This is a genomic window from Martinezella sp. CNPSo 3732 (assembly GCF_057784515.1).
The window spans coordinates 118,534-135,374 of the sequence record NZ_JBXSOO010000004.1 but is presented as its reverse complement, the minus strand read 5'-3'; the positions used below and the strand labels follow the sequence as shown (position 1 = coordinate 135,374).

General features: G+C 60.7%; 13 protein-coding genes. 6 read left to right on the top strand and 7 right to left on the bottom strand.

All coding sequences use genetic code 11. From position 1 onward, the window contains the following. Window positions 1–106 precede the first annotated feature (106 nt). Window positions 107–847: a helix-turn-helix transcriptional regulator gene (locus AC13RM_RS11360; RefSeq protein ID WP_488554967.1), complete on the top strand. Its 741-nt coding sequence runs from the start codon at window positions 107–109 to the stop codon at window positions 845–847. A 116-nt stretch (window positions 848–963) separates the two neighbouring features. Further along, window positions 964–4,425, top strand: coding sequence for a pyruvate carboxylase (gene pyc / locus AC13RM_RS11355; protein WP_488554966.1), 3,462 nt, complete (start codon window positions 964–966; stop codon window positions 4,423–4,425). Window positions 4,426–4,523: 98 nt separating this feature from the next. Here the strand turns inward: pyc and AC13RM_RS11350 are convergent, their stop codons facing one another. The 4 genes from AC13RM_RS11350 to AC13RM_RS11335 all read right to left on the bottom strand — a co-directional run bounded on the left by AC13RM_RS11350 (window position 4,524) and on the right by AC13RM_RS11335 (window position 8,343). Continuing rightward, window positions 4,524–5,780 (bottom strand): MFS transporter, encoded by a 1,257-nt coding sequence (locus AC13RM_RS11350; protein ID WP_488554965.1) that lies wholly within the window; start codon window positions 5,778–5,780, stop codon window positions 4,524–4,526. 265 nt (window positions 5,781–6,045) lie between these two features. Continuing rightward, window positions 6,046–6,807 carry an amino acid ABC transporter ATP-binding protein gene (locus AC13RM_RS11345; RefSeq protein WP_113231317.1) on the bottom strand — a complete coding sequence of 254 codons (762 nt, stop codon included), beginning with the start codon at window positions 6,805–6,807 and terminating at the stop codon, window positions 6,046–6,048. Further along, window positions 6,804–7,484 carry an amino acid ABC transporter permease gene (locus tag AC13RM_RS11340; RefSeq protein ID WP_015341657.1) on the bottom strand — a complete coding sequence of 227 codons (681 nt, stop codon included), beginning with the start codon at window positions 7,482–7,484 and terminating at the stop codon, window positions 6,804–6,806. Before AC13RM_RS11340 ends, AC13RM_RS11345 begins: the two co-directional genes overlap by 4 nt. A gap of 85 nt (window positions 7,485–7,569) precedes the next feature. After that, a complete protein-coding gene (locus tag AC13RM_RS11335; protein WP_285176312.1) occupies window positions 7,570–8,343 on the bottom strand; it encodes an amino acid ABC transporter substrate-binding protein in 774 nt (257 codons plus the stop codon). Window positions 8,344–8,731: 388 nt separating this feature from the next. On the opposite strand from AC13RM_RS11335, the gene AC13RM_RS11330 reads away from it, so the two are divergent. Both AC13RM_RS11330 and AC13RM_RS11325 read left to right on the top strand, forming a co-directional pair. Continuing rightward, complete coding sequence (locus tag AC13RM_RS11330) at window positions 8,732–9,805, top strand: SGNH/GDSL hydrolase family protein (protein WP_488554964.1); 1,074 nt, start codon at window positions 8,732–8,734, stop codon at window positions 9,803–9,805. After that, window positions 9,798–10,871, top strand: coding sequence for an acyltransferase family protein (locus AC13RM_RS11325; protein WP_488554963.1), 1,074 nt, complete (start codon window positions 9,798–9,800; stop codon window positions 10,869–10,871). The genes AC13RM_RS11330 and AC13RM_RS11325 overlap by 8 nt, the downstream gene beginning before the upstream one ends. An 82-nt stretch (window positions 10,872–10,953) precedes the next feature. On the opposite strand, the gene AC13RM_RS11320 is transcribed toward AC13RM_RS11325, so the two are convergent. After that, window positions 10,954–11,826, bottom strand: coding sequence for a DMT family transporter (locus AC13RM_RS11320; RefSeq protein ID WP_488554962.1), 873 nt, complete (start codon window positions 11,824–11,826; stop codon window positions 10,954–10,956). Window positions 11,827–12,082: 256 nt separating this feature from the next. On the opposite strand from AC13RM_RS11320, the gene AC13RM_RS11315 reads away from it, so the two are divergent. Next, window positions 12,083–13,282, top strand: a complete 1,200-nt coding sequence (locus AC13RM_RS11315; RefSeq protein ID WP_488554961.1) for an MFS transporter — start codon at window positions 12,083–12,085, stop codon at window positions 13,280–13,282. A gap of 127 nt (window positions 13,283–13,409) precedes the next feature. Beyond that, window positions 13,410–14,663 (top strand): flavodoxin-dependent (E)-4-hydroxy-3-methylbut-2-enyl-diphosphate synthase, encoded by a 1,254-nt coding sequence (gene ispG / locus AC13RM_RS11310; protein WP_075853470.1) that lies wholly within the window; start codon window positions 13,410–13,412, stop codon window positions 14,661–14,663. 264 nt (window positions 14,664–14,927) lie between these two features. Here the strand turns inward: ispG and AC13RM_RS11305 are convergent, their stop codons facing one another. Together AC13RM_RS11305 and AC13RM_RS11300 are read right to left on the bottom strand one after the other, a co-directional pair. Next, window positions 14,928–15,569 carry a LysE family translocator gene (locus tag AC13RM_RS11305; RefSeq protein ID WP_488554960.1) on the bottom strand — a complete coding sequence of 214 codons (642 nt, stop codon included), beginning with the start codon at window positions 15,567–15,569 and terminating at the stop codon, window positions 14,928–14,930. A gap of 231 nt (window positions 15,570–15,800) precedes the next feature. Continuing rightward, the gene (locus AC13RM_RS11300; protein WP_488554959.1) at window positions 15,801–16,715 is read right to left on the bottom strand and encodes a polyprenyl synthetase family protein; all 915 of its coding nucleotides are present in this window, start codon (window positions 16,713–16,715) and stop codon (window positions 15,801–15,803) included. Window positions 16,716–16,841 lie beyond the last annotated feature (126 nt).

The window sequence follows — 16,841 nt, the reverse complement described above, 5'->3', positions numbered from 1 at the left end:
GCCGGCCTGAGTATGTTGCCGGCGATTAAGCGCGCTATGGGGCCTGGCGAGCAGGGTTGCAACGCTCGTCTGCCGACAATTCAGGCTGCGAGGCCGAGGGGTAAATGTGAATATCCATTCGCTAATACAATTGCTTGTGGTCATCGAAGAATGCAAGCTCGCCAAGGACGTCGTGGCCGAACTGGAACTCGTGCTCCGCTCCTATAAGTTCGATTTCTATGGGGTATTGAAACAGACGCGACCGAGTGTCGATGTCGCGAATTTCATCCTGGCGGGCCGTTGGCCCGATCAATGGCCGCTGACCTATGTCCGCAAGAGGTACATGCTCGTCGACCCGGTTGCGCGCTATGCCGGCCAGGCACAGCGCCCCTTTCGCTGGAGCGATGCCGTGGCGGCGCTGAAGAAGGACCCGCTGCGGCGGCGTATGGAGCAGATGATGGCGGATGCCCGTGCCAATGGGCTTGTCGATGGCTATCTCTTCCCGATTCATGGACGCAACGGCTTGCTTGGAAGCATGACGATCGGTGGTGAGGCGGTCGATCTTTCTCCGACGGAGATCTCCGTCTTCGACGCGGTCGCGAGAAAAATCTTCTGGCGACTTTTGGAGCTGCGTGACGAGGCGCAATCGTTCGAGGGGGCGGGAACGGCCGAGCTGAAGCTGACCAAGCGCGAGATGGAGGTGCTCAGCCACCTTGCGGACGGCATGACGTCGATCGAGATCAGCCGGCTGCTTGTCATCTCCAATCATACCGTCGATTGGTATATGAACAGCATCCAGGACAAGCTGAAAGCCAGAAATCGGCAGCACATCGTTGCCATCGCTTTCAGAAACGGACTTATTCCGTAACGGCAACTATTTTGATGTCGGATGTCGCAGGAGAAATTGAACTTCCTGTGACAAGAAGTTAAGAATTCTCTTCGCGGGTGCAGCATTGCCCGTTTCGATGCCGTGAGGAGACAGCATTGCCCATTTCCAAGATCCTGGTTGCCAACCGTTCCGAAATCGCCATTCGCGTATTCCGCGCCGCCAACGAGCTTGGCATAAAAACGGTGGCCATCTGGGCCGAGGAAGACAAACTCGCGCTGCATCGCTTCAAGGCCGACGAGAGCTATCAGGTCGGCCGCGGCCCACATCTTGCCCGTGATCTCGGACCGATCGAGAGCTATCTGTCGATCGACGAGATCATCCGCGTCGCCAAGCTTTCCGGCGCCGACGCGATCCATCCAGGTTACGGCCTGCTGTCGGAAAGCCCGGAATTCGTCGATGCCTGCGATGCCGCCGGCATCATCTTCATCGGCCCGCGCGCCGATACGATGCGCCAGCTCGGCAATAAGGTGGCAGCTCGCAATCTCGCGATTTCGGTCGGCGTGCCGGTCGTGCCGGCAACCGATCCCTTGCCTGACGATATGGCCGAAGTCGCCAAGATGGCGGCCGAGATCGGCTATCCGGTCATGCTCAAAGCCTCCTGGGGCGGCGGCGGCCGCGGCATGCGCGTCATCCGCTCCGAGGCCGATCTCGCCAAGGAAGTGACGGAAGCCAAGCGCGAAGCCAAGGCCGCCTTCGGCAAGGACGAGGTCTATCTCGAAAAGCTCGTCGAACGCGCCCGGCATGTCGAAAGCCAGATCCTCGGCGATACGCATGGCAATGTCGTGCATCTGTTCGAGCGCGACTGTTCGGTGCAGCGCCGCAACCAGAAGGTCGTCGAGCGTGCGCCGGCCCCTTATCTCGCGGAAGCGCAGCGCCAGGAGCTGGCCGCCTATTCGCTGAAGATCGCCCAGGCGACGAATTATGTCGGTGCCGGCACGGTCGAATATCTGATGGATGCAGACACTGGCAAATTCTACTTCATCGAAGTCAATCCGCGCATCCAGGTCGAGCACACGGTGACCGAAGTCGTCACCGGCATCGATATCGTCAAGGCGCAGATCCATATTCTCGACGGCTTTGCCATCGGCACGCCGGAATCGGGCGTTCCGAAGCAGGAAGACATTCGCCTCAACGGCCATGCGCTGCAGTGCCGCGTGACGACGGAAGATCCGGAACATAACTTCATTCCGGATTACGGCCGCATAACCGCCTATCGCTCGGCATCCGGCTTCGGCATCCGTCTCGACGGCGGCACCTCCTATACCGGTGCAATCATCACCCGTTACTACGATCCGCTGCTGGTGAAGGTGACGGCCTGGGCGCCGAACCCGCAGGAGGCGATCGCCCGTATGTATCGCGCGCTGCGCGAATTCCGCATCCGCGGCGTCGCGACGAACCTCACCTTCCTCGAAGCGATCATCACGCACGAGAAATTCCGCGACAACAGCTATACGACGCGCTTTATCGATTCCACGCCGGAGCTGTTCCAGCAGGTCAAACGCCAGGATCGTGCGACCAAGCTTCTGACCTATCTCGCCGACGTTACGGTCAACGGCCATCCGGAAACACGCGGCCGTCCGGCACCCTCGCCGAAGGTCGCGGAGCCGGTGCTGCCCTATATCGACAGCAATATTCCCGACGGCACCAAGCAGCTGCTCGACAAGCTCGGACCGCAGAAGTTCGCCGAATGGATGCGCAACGAGAAGCGCGTGCTGATGACCGACACGACGATGCGCGACGGCCATCAATCGCTGCTTGCGACCCGCATGCGCACCTATGATATCGCCAGCGTCGCCGGCACCTATGCCCGCGCCCTGCCGCAGCTTCTGTCGCTGGAGTGCTGGGGTGGCGCCACCTTCGACGTTTCCATGCGCTTCCTGACGGAAGATCCGTGGGAACGTCTGGCGCTGATCCGCGAGGGTGCACCGAACCTGCTGCTGCAGATGCTTTTGCGCGGCGCCAACGGCGTCGGCTACACCAACTATCCCGACAATGTCGTGAAATATTTCGTCCGCCAGGCGGCCAAGGGCGGCGTCGATCTCTTCCGCGTCTTCGACTGCCTGAACTGGGTCGAGAACATGCGCGTGTCGATGGATGCCGTGGCCGAGGAGAACAAGCTCTGCGAGGCGGCGATCTGCTACACGGGCGATATCCTCAACTCCGCCCGCCCGAAATACGATCTGAAGTATTATACGGATCTCGCCGTCGAGCTGGAAAAGGCCGGTGCCCATATCATCGCGCTGAAGGACATGGCGGGCTTGCTGAAGCCGGCTGCGGCCAAGGTGCTGTTCAAGGCGCTGCGCGAGGCGACTGGCCTGCCGATCCACTTCCACACGCATGACACGTCTGGCATTGCAGCTGCGACGGTGCTTGCCGCTGTCGACGCCGGCGTCGATGCCGTCGATGCGGCGATGGACGCGCTCTCCGGCAATACCTCACAGCCCTGCCTTGGCTCGATCGTCGAAGCCCTCAAGGGCTCCGAGCGCGATCCGGGCCTCGACCCCGAATGGATCCGCCGCATCTCCTTCTACTGGGAGGCCGTTCGCCACCAGTACGCCGCCTTCGAAAGCGACCTCAAGGGACCGGCCTCGGAAGTCTATCTGCATGAAATGCCGGGCGGTCAGTTCACCAACCTCAAGGAGCAGGCCCGCTCGCTTGGCCTGGAAACCCGCTGGCACCAGGTGGCGCAGGCCTATGCCGATGCCAACCAGATGTTCGGCGATATCGTCAAGGTGACGCCGTCCTCCAAGGTGGTCGGCGACATGGCCCTGATGATGGTAAGCCAGGACCTGACCGTTGCCGATGTCGAGAACCCGGCCAGGGACATCGCTTTCCCGGATTCGGTCGTCTCCATGCTGAAGGGCGATCTCGGCCAGCCGCCGTCGGGATGGCCGGAAGCGCTGCAGAAGAAGGCGCTGAAGGGCGACAAGCCCTACACCGTCCGACCGGGTTCGCTGCTTGCCGAAGCCGATCTCGATGCGGAGCGCAAGGTCATCGAGACGAAGCTCGAGCGCAAGGTCGACGATTTCGAATTCGCCTCCTATCTGATGTATCCGAAGGTCTTCACCGACTATGCGCTGGCCGCCGACACCTATGGCCCGGTCTCGGTGCTGCCGACGCCGGCCTATTTCTACGGTCTCAAGGAAGGTGATGAGCTCTTTGCCGAGATCGAGAAGGGCAAGACGCTCGTCATCGTGAACCAGGCGATGACGGCGACCGACGAGAAGGGCATGGTCACCGTGTTCTTCGAGCTCAACGGCCAGCCGCGCCGCATCAAGGTGCCGGATCGCGCCCATGGGGCCTCCGGCAGTGCGGTGCGCCGCAAGGCCGAGACCGGCAATGCCGCCCATGTCGGCGCGCCGATGCCGGGCGTCATCTCAACCGTCTTTGTCTCGCCCGGCCAGGCGATCAAGGCCGGCGACGTGCTTGTTTCCATCGAGGCCATGAAGATGGAGACGGCACTGCACGCGGAAAAGGACGGCACGATCTCCGAGGTGCTGGTGCGCGCCGGCGACCAGATCGACGCCAAGGATCTGCTCGTCGTCTATGGCGCCTGAGCGGCAAAGGACGGCTTTCAATCCTGGCAGCCGACTAAAATACGGAATGTCTTCCGTCGCAAAGCCTGGCTATTGCCGGCTTTGCGACGGAGTTGCTTTTAATCCGGCTTGCGGGTACGCCGCTCGACGATGGCGGCCCAGATTGCTGCCAGCAGCGCGAGTACCGCCGATGCCAGCATCAGGACGAAGAGCGTATGGATCGTTGGCGATCGCGCGATGAACAGGCCACCGATCGAGCCGATGAGCGCGCCGCCCGATATCCGCATGGCGGCGGCGAGCCCTGCTGCCATTCCCACAATATCCGATCTGACCGACATGGCGCCGCTATTGGCGGCTGGCATGGTGAGGCCATTGCCGATACCGATGAAGATGCAGGGGCCGAAGAGCGCCAGAACCTCAGTCATGCCCGATAGCGACAAGGCGAGCCCAATTGACAGGCCGATGCAGGTCAGCAGCCGCGCGATGATGAGGATTGTGCCGATGGGGATTTTTGCGCCATAGCGACCCGCGAGATAGCTGCCGAGAATGAAGCCGGCGGGAACGAGGCCCATATAGAAGCCAAGCTTGGCGCTCGAACCGCCGAGCGTATCGCCTACCGTCAGCGGTGCTCCGCCGAGGAAGATATAAAGCACGCCCATCGAACAGGCCATGCAGAGCGTATAGGCCCAGAATCGCGCCGAACGCAAAAGCAGGGTGTAGGAGGCAAGATAGTTTCTGCGTGCAGCGGACGCGGGTGCTTTCGATCCTTTCAGCTCGCGTAGGGACAGGAGGAAGGCGGCGCTACCGAAGATCGCAAGGACGATGAAGCTTGCTTGCCAACCAAAAATCTCGTCCAGCGAACCACCGAACAGCGGTCCGACCATCGGCGCCAATGCCCATCCCATGGCGAGATAGCCGAACTTGCTGGCAGCCTGGCGCTCGTCGGATGTTTCTTTGATGATGACGAGGGCGACGGAGTAGCAGGGGCCGATGCAGGCCTGAATCATGCGGCACAGCAGGAATATGGCGATAGTCGGAGCGAGAACACAGCCGATCGAGGCGATGATGAAGATCGCAAGCGCGGTCAGGACGACCGGCCGGCGGCCGAACCGGTCCGATATCGCGCCGCCGATAGCCTCCAGGAATGCTGTGACGATGGAAAAGCCGGCGACCGAGAGGTTCACGAGAGCGAAATCGGCGTGGAATGCCGCTGCGATCTTCGGTAGCGACGGCAGGATCATATTCACGGGCAGCACGGCAAGCCCCGAGAGCAGGACGAGGGTTATCAGCCGCGGTTGTGCGGCGGCTTTTTCGTTTATCGTGTCTTCGGTTACTTGCCTGGCTGAATGGTCGATGCGATTTTCTGCGCGCGTCATGGCCTTGTCCGTCGTGTGTGGGGAAGTCGAGGGGGATTTGACGAGGCGTCGCCCGGATTCCAGGCAACAAAAAAGGCCCCGTCAGGAGCCTGCTTACCGCGCATGGGTGCTTTCGCCGGATGGTTACACCATCCTGCCCATGCGCCTTCCTACCACTACGAGAACGAGTGCCGTGTTCATGGCATTAGAGCTAACCGCAAAGCGGCCCAGCGTCAATGCGCGACCTGCTCCAAGGCAGGATCGCTTTTCGATGCGGGCCGGCGGCTCAAATATCGTAGCTGAGCCCGGAATTCAGCGTGGAGATGAATTGCTTCGTCCGCTCCTGTGCCGGGTTGGAGAAGATATTGCGTGAGGAGCCGGTCTCGACGATGTTGCCCGCCTCAAGGAACACGACATTGTTGGCGATCTTGGAGGCGAGGCGCAGATCGTGCGTTGCCATGACCATGGTCGTGCCTTCGTTGGCGAGCTTGCCCAGCACGTCGACCACTTCGGCCGCCAGTTCCGGATCGAGCGCCGAGGTGGGTTCGTCGCAGAGCAGCACGCGCGGCGAGGGGGCGAGCGCGCGGGCGATGGCGACACGCTGTTGCTGGCCGCCCGAAAGCGTCGAGGGCCAGGCATCTATCTTGTGCGCCATGCCGACCTTGGTCAGAAGTTCGACTGCGCGGGCGCGGGCCTTGTCTGCCGGCCAGCGCAGCACAGTGGTCAGCCCTTCCATGACGTTGCCGATCGCGGTCTGATGCGGAAAGAGCTGGAAATTCTGGAAAACCATGCCCGTCTGGCGGCGGATCTTCTGGATGTCCTGCCAGGAGGGCTTCTTGCCCGGCTGGAAGGTGGCCGTCTCCCCGCCGATGCGGATCGTTCCGGCGGTTGGGATTTCCAAAAGGTTGATGCAGCGAAGCAGCGTGCTCTTGCCGCCGCCCGAAGGGCCCACAAGCGCCGTCACCGTCCCTTCCGGGATCATCAGGCTGATATCCTTGAGGATGACATTGTCGCCAAAGCGCTTTTCGATATGCGAAAGCTCGATCATGCCTGTGCCTCCAGCGTGCCGCCCGAACGGGCGAAGCGGCGTTCGAGGTAGCCCTGCAGCGTCGACAGAAAGGTGCTGAGCACGAGATAGATGATGGCGGCCTCGATATAGAGGATCAGCGGCTCATAGGTCGTCGCCACGATGCGCTGCGCGGCCTGGAACAGCTCCGGCACGGTAATAGCGGCGGCGAGCGACGTATCCTTGACCAGCGAAATGAAGGTGTTCGACAGCGGCGGCACGGCGACGCGGGCTGCCTGCGGCAGAATGGTACGGCTCATCGCCTGGCGCCAGTTCATGCCGATCGAATAGGCGGCTTCCCACTGGCCCTTCGGCACGGAGGAAATGACGGCGCGGATGATTTCGGACGTATAGGCGCCGACGCTCAGCGTAAAGCCGATGATGGCGGCCGGAAAAGCGTCGAGCAGGATGCCGAGGCTCGGCAGGCCGTAGAAGATGACGAAGAGCTGCACCAGAAGCGGCGTGCCGCGGATCACCCAGACATAGAAGCGGGCGATGGCCACGAACGGCGCCGGGGCGAAGAGCCTGACGACGGCGGTGAGCAGGCCGAGCAGAAGGCCAAGCACGAAGGTGATCAGGGTGAGCGGGATGGTGAAGACGAGCCCCGCCCAAAGCAGCGTGCCCAGTGACTCCCACATCAGTTGCAGCCAATGCTCCAAGGAGAAGCCTTTCGATAACAGAATGCGTCCGGAGGTGACCCCGGACGCATCTTTTTCACAGTTTTATGTCTCTGCCTATGCCTTCTTACTTCGAAACGTCCTGGCCGAAATATTTCTTGGAGATCTTGTCATAGGTGCCGTCGGCCTTGATATCGGCCAGCGCCTTATTGATCGCTGCAAGCAGTTCCGGCTCGCCCTTACGGATGATGACGGCGGAGAAATCGGCATTGGCCTGCTGGGCGACGATCTTCACCGGCGCGTCGGGCTTATGCTTCTTGAAATCGAGGAAGGAAAGGCTGTCGTTGATGGTGGCGTCGGCGCGGCCGGTCAGAACGAGCTGGATCGACTGGTCGAAACCGTCGGTGCCGACGAGTTCGGCGCCGGATTCGGTTGCGAGCTTGCCGAAGTTGCTGGTCAGCGACTGCGCCGCCTTCTTGCCCTTGAGATCGGCGAAATCCTTGATGGCACTGTTGCTGTCCTTGACGATCAGCACGGCCTTGGAGGCGATGTAGGGCTCGGAGAAGTCATACTTCTTCTTGCGCGCTTCGGTGACGCCGACTTCGTTGATGACCGCATCGTAGCGGTTGGCGTCGAGGCCGGCGATCAGGCCATCCCACTTGCCTTCCAGGAACTGCGCCTTGACGCCGAGCTTGCCGGCGATGGCTTCCGCGATTTCGACGTCAAAGCCGGTCAGCTTGCCGCTCTCGTCATGAAAGGTGAAAGGCGCATAGGTGCCTTCCGTGCCGACCTTGAATACGCCGGCCGACTGGATCGCCTTGAGGTTTTCGCCGGCATGGGCGGGGAGCAGGAACGCAGCCTGCACGAGGGCGGCGGCGGCAACAGTCTTCAACCAGTTCATCGTTCTCTTCCGTTTCTGGAGCGGTTTCATTCAATGTCGCATACATCGCAGAAAAATTGCATCGCGAAAGCGTAGAAAACTGCGGGATAAATGGGCAATTGCGAATATTTTTCTCAAAAGATCGGGATTACGCTGCTAAGAGCGCCGCCGCTCCCGCTTATCGTCAAGAATCGCCGGCCGCGTGACATGAGCGGCGTGGTGACAATTCTCAACACCGCCCTATGTCGTCATCTGATTATTGTCCCGGTGCGGCATCCTTCGCGCAAGGCATGTGCGTCGAACATGCGTCCTGGCGGCTCGCTGCGAGACGCCGGCAGCGATCAAATGGCGTTTCTATCACAAAGCAAAAACACAAGAATCTATCTGACACAGCCGGAGAGGTAACGAATTGCCTATCGATGCGCGCTGGCGGCTTCGGCCGATTACCGGGCTTGATATCGCGGTCGCGTCTCTTTTTCTGATTCTGAGTTTGTGCACCACTCCGCCGACCTTTGCGGCGGAAACGATCGAGCGGCCATCGAAATGGATCGGCCGCGTTGCGGCCAGCGATGCGGCATTTGGCTGGCCCGGCAGCGGTTTTTCGCTTCGTTTCGAAGGCACCTCGCTCTCGGTTATCCTCGTTGATACCGGACAAAACAGCCTGGAGATCGAATTGGACGGCGTTCCTCAGCGCCTTGACCTGCAGGCGGGGCAGCACCGATACCAGCTTGCCGATGGCTTGCCGCGAGGCGTCCATAGCGTTCGCGCGACGCGTCGCACCGAAGGATGGGTCGGCGATACCGCATTCGTTTCCGCCGAAACCGACGGGTCGTTTCTTCCAGCGGAAGCATCTGCCGAAGAGATGGTCGCAATAGGAGACTCCATCACTGCAGGCTACGGCATTGAGGGTGTCGGTCCCGGATGTAAATTCACACCCGGAACTGAAAATCAATATCTGACATATGCCGCTGTCGCAGCGCGTAGCCTCGGAATGGAGCTTACGACGCTCGCGGTTTCGGGAATCGGCCTTTCGCGCGCTCGCAAGGGCACGAAAACCATGCTCGACGTCATCGACAATGGGACGCTGTTGAGAGGCGGCGCACCTAGTCTTCCTGACGAGCGCGTTTCCGCCGTCGTCATCAATTTGGGGACGAACGACTTTTCGGACGGCAAGAATCCCGACGATTTCGGCGGGGAATACGCCAAGCTTCTCTCCAGGCTCAGATATCAGTTTCCAAAAGCGTATCTTTACGCCGCGCTCGGTCCGATGATGCCTCAGAAGGACTTCGATACGGCCGAGAAAGCAATCAAGGCCGTCGTCCAGACGAGCGTCGCGAAAGGCGAAAGCCGCCTTCGATATCTGAATTTACGCGTCAAACCGAAGGATTTTGGATGCAACTGGCATCCGAGCCGCAGCACCCAGGCGGCAATGGCGGATTTGTTGGAACAAGCAATCAAAGCGGATCGGGGCCGTCATGGTTAACGAGCAGGTGCTTTCCATTCGGCGGTCAAACTCGAAACAATTGGACTCTCTCCAGTTTCTCCGGTTTGTCGCCGCCTTCTCCGTCGTTCTCTTTCATTTCGGACGCACGCTCGTGCTCGAGTACCATGTCGATCGCAATTATTTCGACATGGGTGCTGCCGGCGTCGACATTTTCTTCGTTCTGAGCGGCTTCATCATCAGCTACTCCTCCGATCCGGGACGGGGGCTTGTCTATTTCGCACGCAAGCGCGTTGCGAGAATAGTTCCGCTCTATTGGTTGCTGACGCTGGTGATCGTCTTGATCGCGCTCGTGAAGCCCAACCTGCTCAATTCGACTGTGGTGACGGTGGACACGGTCATCAAATCTCTGCTTTTCATCCCTTATCAGAAAAGCGGAGGCGCCGTACAACCGATCCTTTTCCTGGGCTGGACGCTTTGTTACGAGGTGTTTTTCTACCTGATCTACGGCGCCTGCCTGATCTTTGGCGCCAGGGCAACCTGGTTCGCCTCCGCAGCCATCCTCTTCCTGATCGCGCTGCATGAGATTTGGCCCGCGGGATCTGTCGAATGGCGTTTCTATACAAATCCGATATTGATCGAATTCGTTCTCGGCATGATGCTTCACAAGGCATATTCGGCTTACAGCGCCATCAGGAGCGGATCGAATGCTGCCGCCTTCGTGCTCGTTCTCCTGGCATGCGGGGCTTACTTCTTCATCGTGACACTTGCCGGTCCCAGTCTCTTTGCCTCAAGCCTGTTTGCGGTCCTGTTCGTCGCTGGCTTCCTGCTCATGCGGATGCCGTCCGGGAAACTATGGGCCATTCTGGTTCTGCTGGGAGACGCATCCTACTCGCTCTACCTCATTCACCCCTATACGTTTCAGCTTCCGGTCAAATTGCTGGGCAAGCACCTCTCCCTGCCCGTTGTGACGGGAATATTGGCGCTGGTCACGCTTTGCACGATCGGGATCTCGGTGGTGCTTCTCAAGTTCTTCGAGCGGCCGATGCAGGTTCTTTTGATGCGGCGGCCGCAGCTCGTCGAGGGAACTGCCGCCGTGGCGGAGTGAAATTCAGCGCCTCGGTGCGCATCGGAAACATCGCTCGCCAAGCAATCTTGGTTTGCGCCCGAGAGAAGCGCATTGATCCGTCTCAAACCACCGCGGTCCGCCGCTTCATCCGTTCGCTGATAATGATGATGAATCCCGCGCTCAGGATCAGGATGGCGCCGATGAAGGTGTTGGCGCCGGGAATGTCGCCCCAGATCAGGTAGCCGAGCAGGAAGGCCCAGACGAGCGAGGTGTATTCGAATGGTGCCAGCACCGAGACGGGAGCCTGGCGCATGCCTTCGAAAAGGGCGAGCTGGCCGGCGCCGGCGATGATGCCGGTCAAGGCGAGCAGGACGATCTGGAACGGCGTCGGCGTGTGCCAATGGATGATCGCCATGCCCGCGGTCAGGATGATGAACAGGATGTTGGAGACGGCCATCTGGATATGGCTCTTCTCGTGCAGCGCCGTCTTGCGCAGGAGCACCATGCCGCATGCCCAGAGAACGGCCGCCTGCAGCGCTAGATAGACCGGCCAGGAAATCGACAGCCCCACAGGATTGGAGGCGATCACGACGCCGCAAAAGCCGACGCCAACCGCCATCCAGCGGGCGACGGTGACCTTCTCGCGCAGTACGATGGTCGCGAGGATAGTGCCGACGATCGGCGCTGCGTAATAGAGCGTCGTCACCTCGGCGAGCTGCAGATAGGACGCCGCCGAATAATAGGAAATCCAGGCGATCAGGATGATGACGCTGCGCACGATCATCGGCTTGATGATCGGCGAGCGCGCCACCTTGTGAACGAGCGCCGGGCCTTCGAAGACGAAGCAGCCGGCAAGGATGGTGCAGCTTCGGATGAACAGGACCTGCCAGACCGGGATGGAGGCGACGAGCAGCTTCACCGCCGAATCATGCGCAGTGAACAGCATGTAGGCAAACACCGTAAGCAGGATGCCATAGCCGATGGAGTTTTTCACGAGGATGCACCAGAGGATGACCCGGCTTGGGCCGGCCGAAGAATCTTTCAGGCCTCAACCGATAGGAGCCTACTTTTTTCGCGTCAATAGGACATTTCGCCGATGGCGTGCACATATGAATGATTTATTCGGGGTTGTGGTGTCTTTGCCTCCGCTTTAACAGACGGAGACGAAATGTGACTGCGGCGGTCTGTTTCGGTCGTTGCGACTTCAATCGATTTAAATAGACTGCGATGCCGATCTGGGGGGAATTTTGATGAACGACAGGGCTGGATTCGAGGGTCTCGAGGTGCGCAGGAGTGGATTTTTCACCAAACCGCGTGCGGCCGTTTCGTTGATGTTCCTGTTGAACGGCTTCATGGTTGGGTGCTGGGCGCCGAAAATCCCCGAATTCGCCGAGCGGCTTCAGCTGACGAAATTCGAGCTCGGCCTGATGATCCTCGTCTTCGGCGTCGGCTCGCTCGTCATGATGCCGCTTGCCGGCGCTCAGATCGCGGTGCGCGGCTCGCGTGTCGTCGTGCGTGCCTTTGCGGTGCTGCTGCTGCCGATGATTCTGGCGCTGACGCTGACGCCGAATGTCTGGACGGCGGCCGTCGCGCTCTTCCTCTTTGGCGGTTTCATCGGCGCCATGGATGTGGCGATGAACGCCAATGCCGTCTCGGTCGAAAAATCCATGCGCCGGGCGATCATGTCTTCCTGCCATGCCTTCTGGAGCCTCGGCGGTCTGCTAGGCTCGGCGATTGGCGGCCTGCTGATCTCGCGCTGGGGCATTCTTGGCCACGCCGAAGCCTCGACCGCGATCGCCGTTGTTTTTCTGGTCGTTGCCTGGCCGATGGTCCTCAGCGATCAGCCGCATCATGATGAGGCCAAGCCGAAGGCGAGGCTGCCGATGATTCCGCTGCCCTGGCTCCTCGGCATTGTCGCGTTGTTCTGCATGGTGCCGGAAGGTGCGGTGCTCGACTGGAGCGCGCTCTATCTCAGTCAGGAAAAAGGGGCGTCGGTGGCGCTGTCGGGCTTCGGCTTCGCCGCTTTCTCGGCCACCATGGCGACCATGCGCTTTGCCGGCGATTTCGTCCGCGATTGGCTCGGCGCGATCAAGACATTGCGCGTCTGTACGGTCTTTGCCATCATCGGCATGCTGACGGCAGCACTTGCGCCAAACGCCGCGATCGCCATTCTCGGCTTTGCACTCTGCGGCATCGGCATTTCCAACATGGTACCGATCGCTTTTTCCGCCGCTGGTAATATTCCGGGGCTGCAGCCCGGCATCGGTATTTCGGTCGTCACGACGCTCGGCTATTCCGGCATGCTGGTCGCGCCGTCCGCGATCGGCTTTGCCGCCGAGCATGTCGGCTTCTCGCCGGTCCTGATGGCACTGCCGGTGCTGCTGCTCGTCGTGCTGGCCTTCTCCTCACTGGCGCGCTACGCTGACGGCATCGGGGATGCCAAGCATTAATTTCGTCGCTTTTGCTCGGTAACGGCTAAGCTCCGTCCGATCAAAAGAGATCGCCGGAGCGGTTGACAACGACCGCTTCGTGATCCACCTGAAAGGCACCCATTTTCGAGGCCTGCGAGAGCTTTCCATGTCGTCCGCCACCGATTTCGATCCGAAACCGCGCCGTTCCTCCGTTGCCGTCGATGTCGGCGGCGTGATCGTCGGCGGCGGCGCGCCCGTCGTCGTGCAGTCCATGACCAATACCGACACGGCCGATGTCGATTCGACCGTCGCCCAGGTCGCCGCACTTTATAAAGCCGGCTCGGAACTCGTGCGCATCACCGTCGATCGCGATGAAAGCGCTGCTGCCGTGCCGAAGATCCGCGAGCGGCTGCTGCGTCTCGGCATGGACGTGCCGCTGATCGGCGATTTCCATTATATCGGCCACAAGCTGCTCGCCGATCATCCGGCCTGCGCCGAGGCGCTGGCGAAGTACCGCATCAATCCCGGCAATGTCGGCTTCAAGGACAAGAAGGACAAGCAGTTCGCCGAGATCATCGAGATGGCGATCCGTTATGACAAGCCGGTGCGCATCGGCGTCAATTGGGGCTCGCTCGATCAGGATCTGCTGACCGCACTGATGGACAAGAATGCCGCCGAAGGCTCGCCGCTCTCGGCCCGGCAGGTGACGCGCGAGACCATTGTACAGTCGGCGCTGATCTCGGCCGATCTTGCCGAGGAAATCGGCCTGCCGCGCAACCGAATCATCCTCTCGGCCAAAGTCAGCCAGGTGCAAGACCTCATCGCCGTCTACTCCATGCTGTCGGAGCGTTCCGACCATGCGCTGCATCTGGGCCTCACCGAAGCCGGTATGGGCTCCAAGGGCATCGTCGCTTCGTCGGCTGCCATGGGCTATGTGCTGCAGCACGGCATCGGTGACACGATCCGCGTTTCGCTGACGCCGGAGCCGAATGGCGACCGTACCCGCGAAGTGCAGGTGGCGCAGGAGCTGCTGCAGGTCATGGGCTTTCGTCAGTTCATCCCGGTCGTCGCGGCATGTCCCGGCTGCGGCCGCACGACCTCGACCGTCTTCCAGGAACTGGCGCAGAACATCCAGAACGACATCCGCAAGAACATGCCGGTCTGGCGTGAGAAATATCCGGGCGTGGAAGCTCTGAACGTCGCCGTCATGGGCTGCATCGTCAATGGTCCGGGCGAAAGCAAGCATGCCGATATCGGCATTTCGCTGCCCGGCACCGGCGAGACGCCGGCGGCTCCCGTCTTCATCGACGGCCAGAAGGCCATGACACTGCGCGGCCCGAACATCGCCTCGGACTTCGAGGCACTGGTGACTGACTATATCGAAAAGCGGTTTGGCCAGAAGAACGTTGCGGCGGAGTGATCGGCTATCGCATGTGAATAAGTGCCCCTCACCCCAGCCCTCTCCCCGTTTTGACGGGGCGAGGGAGCGACATCACCAAGCCCCTTCGCCCCGTTAAAACGGGGAGAAGGTGGACTCGAACAGTCAAGCGAAGCGGACTGTGAGAGGACGATTGAGGGGCTCCCCTATCCATAGGCGATTGCCCTAGCCTCTCTCTCCATTTGCGTTGATGCAATTCCGGGTGGAAAACCGCTTTGCGCTTTTCCTGAAATTGCTTGGGCCGGATCAGATATTGCTCGTCAGCAGCTTGATGCCGGCAAAGCAATAGAAGCCGGCCATGGCGCCCTCGATCCAGCGGCGGGCATTGCGATAGATTTTCAGCGCATGCGATGTCGAAAACAGGATCGCATAGCCCATGAACGCCAGAAGACCGGTCGTGCCGCAGATGGCGATGATTAGCACCGCCACGGAAGCGGGCGCGCCCTGCGGCATGCCGAGCGCGATGATGGCCAGCCAGGCGAAGATCGCCTTCGGGTTGGTGACGTGGATGCCGTAGCCGCGCAGGACCAGCGATTTGAAACCAGGCGTCTTCTGCTCCATCGTGGCTGTCTGCAGCTCGCCATTGGCACGCACGGCACGGAATGCCTTGTAGGCGAGATACAGCAGATAGATGCCGCCGAAGATCTTCAGAATTTCCAGCGCCATCGCATAGGTTTGCAGCAGCGTCGCAAGGCCTGCCGCTGCGGCAATCGCCCAGGTCATCGATCCCCCGAAAATGCCAAGCGAAATCGTCATGCCAGCCTTGCGGCCATGGGTCATCGAGGTGCCGATGATGGCCATGATGGCGGGGCCGGGGCTAACGACGGCGATAATGTAGGCGATATATGCCGGCAGGATCTGCGGCAGGTAGGCAAGGGTCTCGTGCATGGAAGATTTCCCGGGGGTGTCCAGCCGGCGCGGAGAATTCTGCGTCTACAGGCCAATACGGAACGGGAATGTGTCATAGATCACGGCGGAAATCATCCGGCGCAATCATGGATTCTTGTGATGGTGACATTTCCTGGCCGAATGGATGGCCATGGCTGAACGGGCCACGGGATGGTCGCTGCTGCCGAGTGGGTGGCTCATCTCGGGCAATATCATGACGGCGCTTCGGGATCAGCTTTTGCGGTTTGCGACGAAGCGGGCGGTTTCCATCAGAATATCCGCGTTGCGGCCATAGGCGGACAGCAGGCCGGCTGCTTCGGTTACAAGCTTTGCGAGCGTCGTTTCTGCCCATTCCTGGCCGTGCAGGGCGACCAGCGTACCCTTGCCGCGGCCGGCATCCTTGCCGGTTGCCTTGCCCATGGTGGCGGCATCGGCAGTGAGGTCGAGAAGATCGTCTGCGAGCTGGAAGGCAAGGCCGATCTTTTCGCCGAAAGTCCTGAGGCGTTTGCGGTCTTCGGCCGAGGCGCCAGCGATGATGGCGCCGGCCTCGCAGGCAAAGCGGATCAGCGCGCCCGTCTTCATCGCCTGCAGCGTCGTTATGCCGTTTTCGTCGGGCGTTTCTTTCTCCGCAGCGAGATCAAGCGCCTGGCCGCCGGCCATGCCGCCGATGCCGGCGGCGCGCGACAGCGCCAGCACGAGCGCCATTTTCCGATCCGCCGGCAACTCCGTCTCAGGGGCAGCGATGATGTCGAAGGCATAGGTCAGCAGGCTGTCGCCGGCCAGAATCGCCGTGGCGTAATCGAAGGCGATGTGTACGGTCGGCTGGCCGCGACGCAGATCGTCGTCGTCCATGGCGGGAAGATCGTCATGGACGAGGGAATAGCAGTGCACGCATTCGAGTGCGGCGCCGACCCTGAGCGCCGCCTCGGCATTGCCGCCGAGAAGGGCGGCCGATTCCATGACGAGGAAGGGACGCAGCCGCTTGCCGCCGTTCAGGACGCCGTGGCGCATGGCACTCAGCAGCCTGTCGGGGCGGACGATCTCGTCATTCAGGTTGTCGTCGGCGAGAAGCCGGGTCAGCAGTGCCTCGGTCTTGCAGGCATTGTCCTTGAGGCGGTTCTCGAATGAGGAATGGGTGCTGTCCATGGGCGCTGTTTGGCATGAGAGCCCGTTGCTGGCAATGACAATTGTCGACGCGGGGTGGGGAATTGCGCCGCACTCTGGTCATCGCTTTGTGTAGACGGTATGACGGGATGGAGCATCAGAGCGTTT

Bases quoted from the DNA above. Each gene is read 5' to 3' on its own strand.
- AC13RM_RS11350 (WP_488554965.1), bottom strand. From the start codon at position 5,780: ATGACGCGCGCAGAAAATCGCATCGACCATTCAGCCAGGCAAGTAACC.
- AC13RM_RS11345 (WP_113231317.1), bottom strand. From the start codon at position 6,807: ATGATCGAGCTTTCGCATATCGAAAAGCGCTTTGGCGACAATGTCATC.
- AC13RM_RS11335 (WP_285176312.1), bottom strand. From the start codon at position 8,343: ATGAACTGGTTGAAGACTGTTGCCGCCGCCGCCCTCGTGCAGGCTGCG.
- AC13RM_RS11325 (WP_488554963.1), top strand. From the start codon at position 9,798: ATGGTTAACGAGCAGGTGCTTTCCATTCGGCGGTCAAACTCGAAACAA.
- AC13RM_RS11315 (WP_488554961.1), top strand. From the start codon at position 12,083: ATGAACGACAGGGCTGGATTCGAGGGTCTCGAGGTGCGCAGGAGTGGA.
- ispG (WP_075853470.1), top strand. From the start codon at position 13,410: ATGTCGTCCGCCACCGATTTCGATCCGAAACCGCGCCGTTCCTCCGTT.
- AC13RM_RS11305 (WP_488554960.1), bottom strand. From the start codon at position 15,569: ATGCACGAGACCCTTGCCTACCTGCCGCAGATCCTGCCGGCATATATC.
- AC13RM_RS11300 (WP_488554959.1), bottom strand. From the start codon at position 16,715: ATGGACAGCACCCATTCCTCATTCGAGAACCGCCTCAAGGACAATGCC.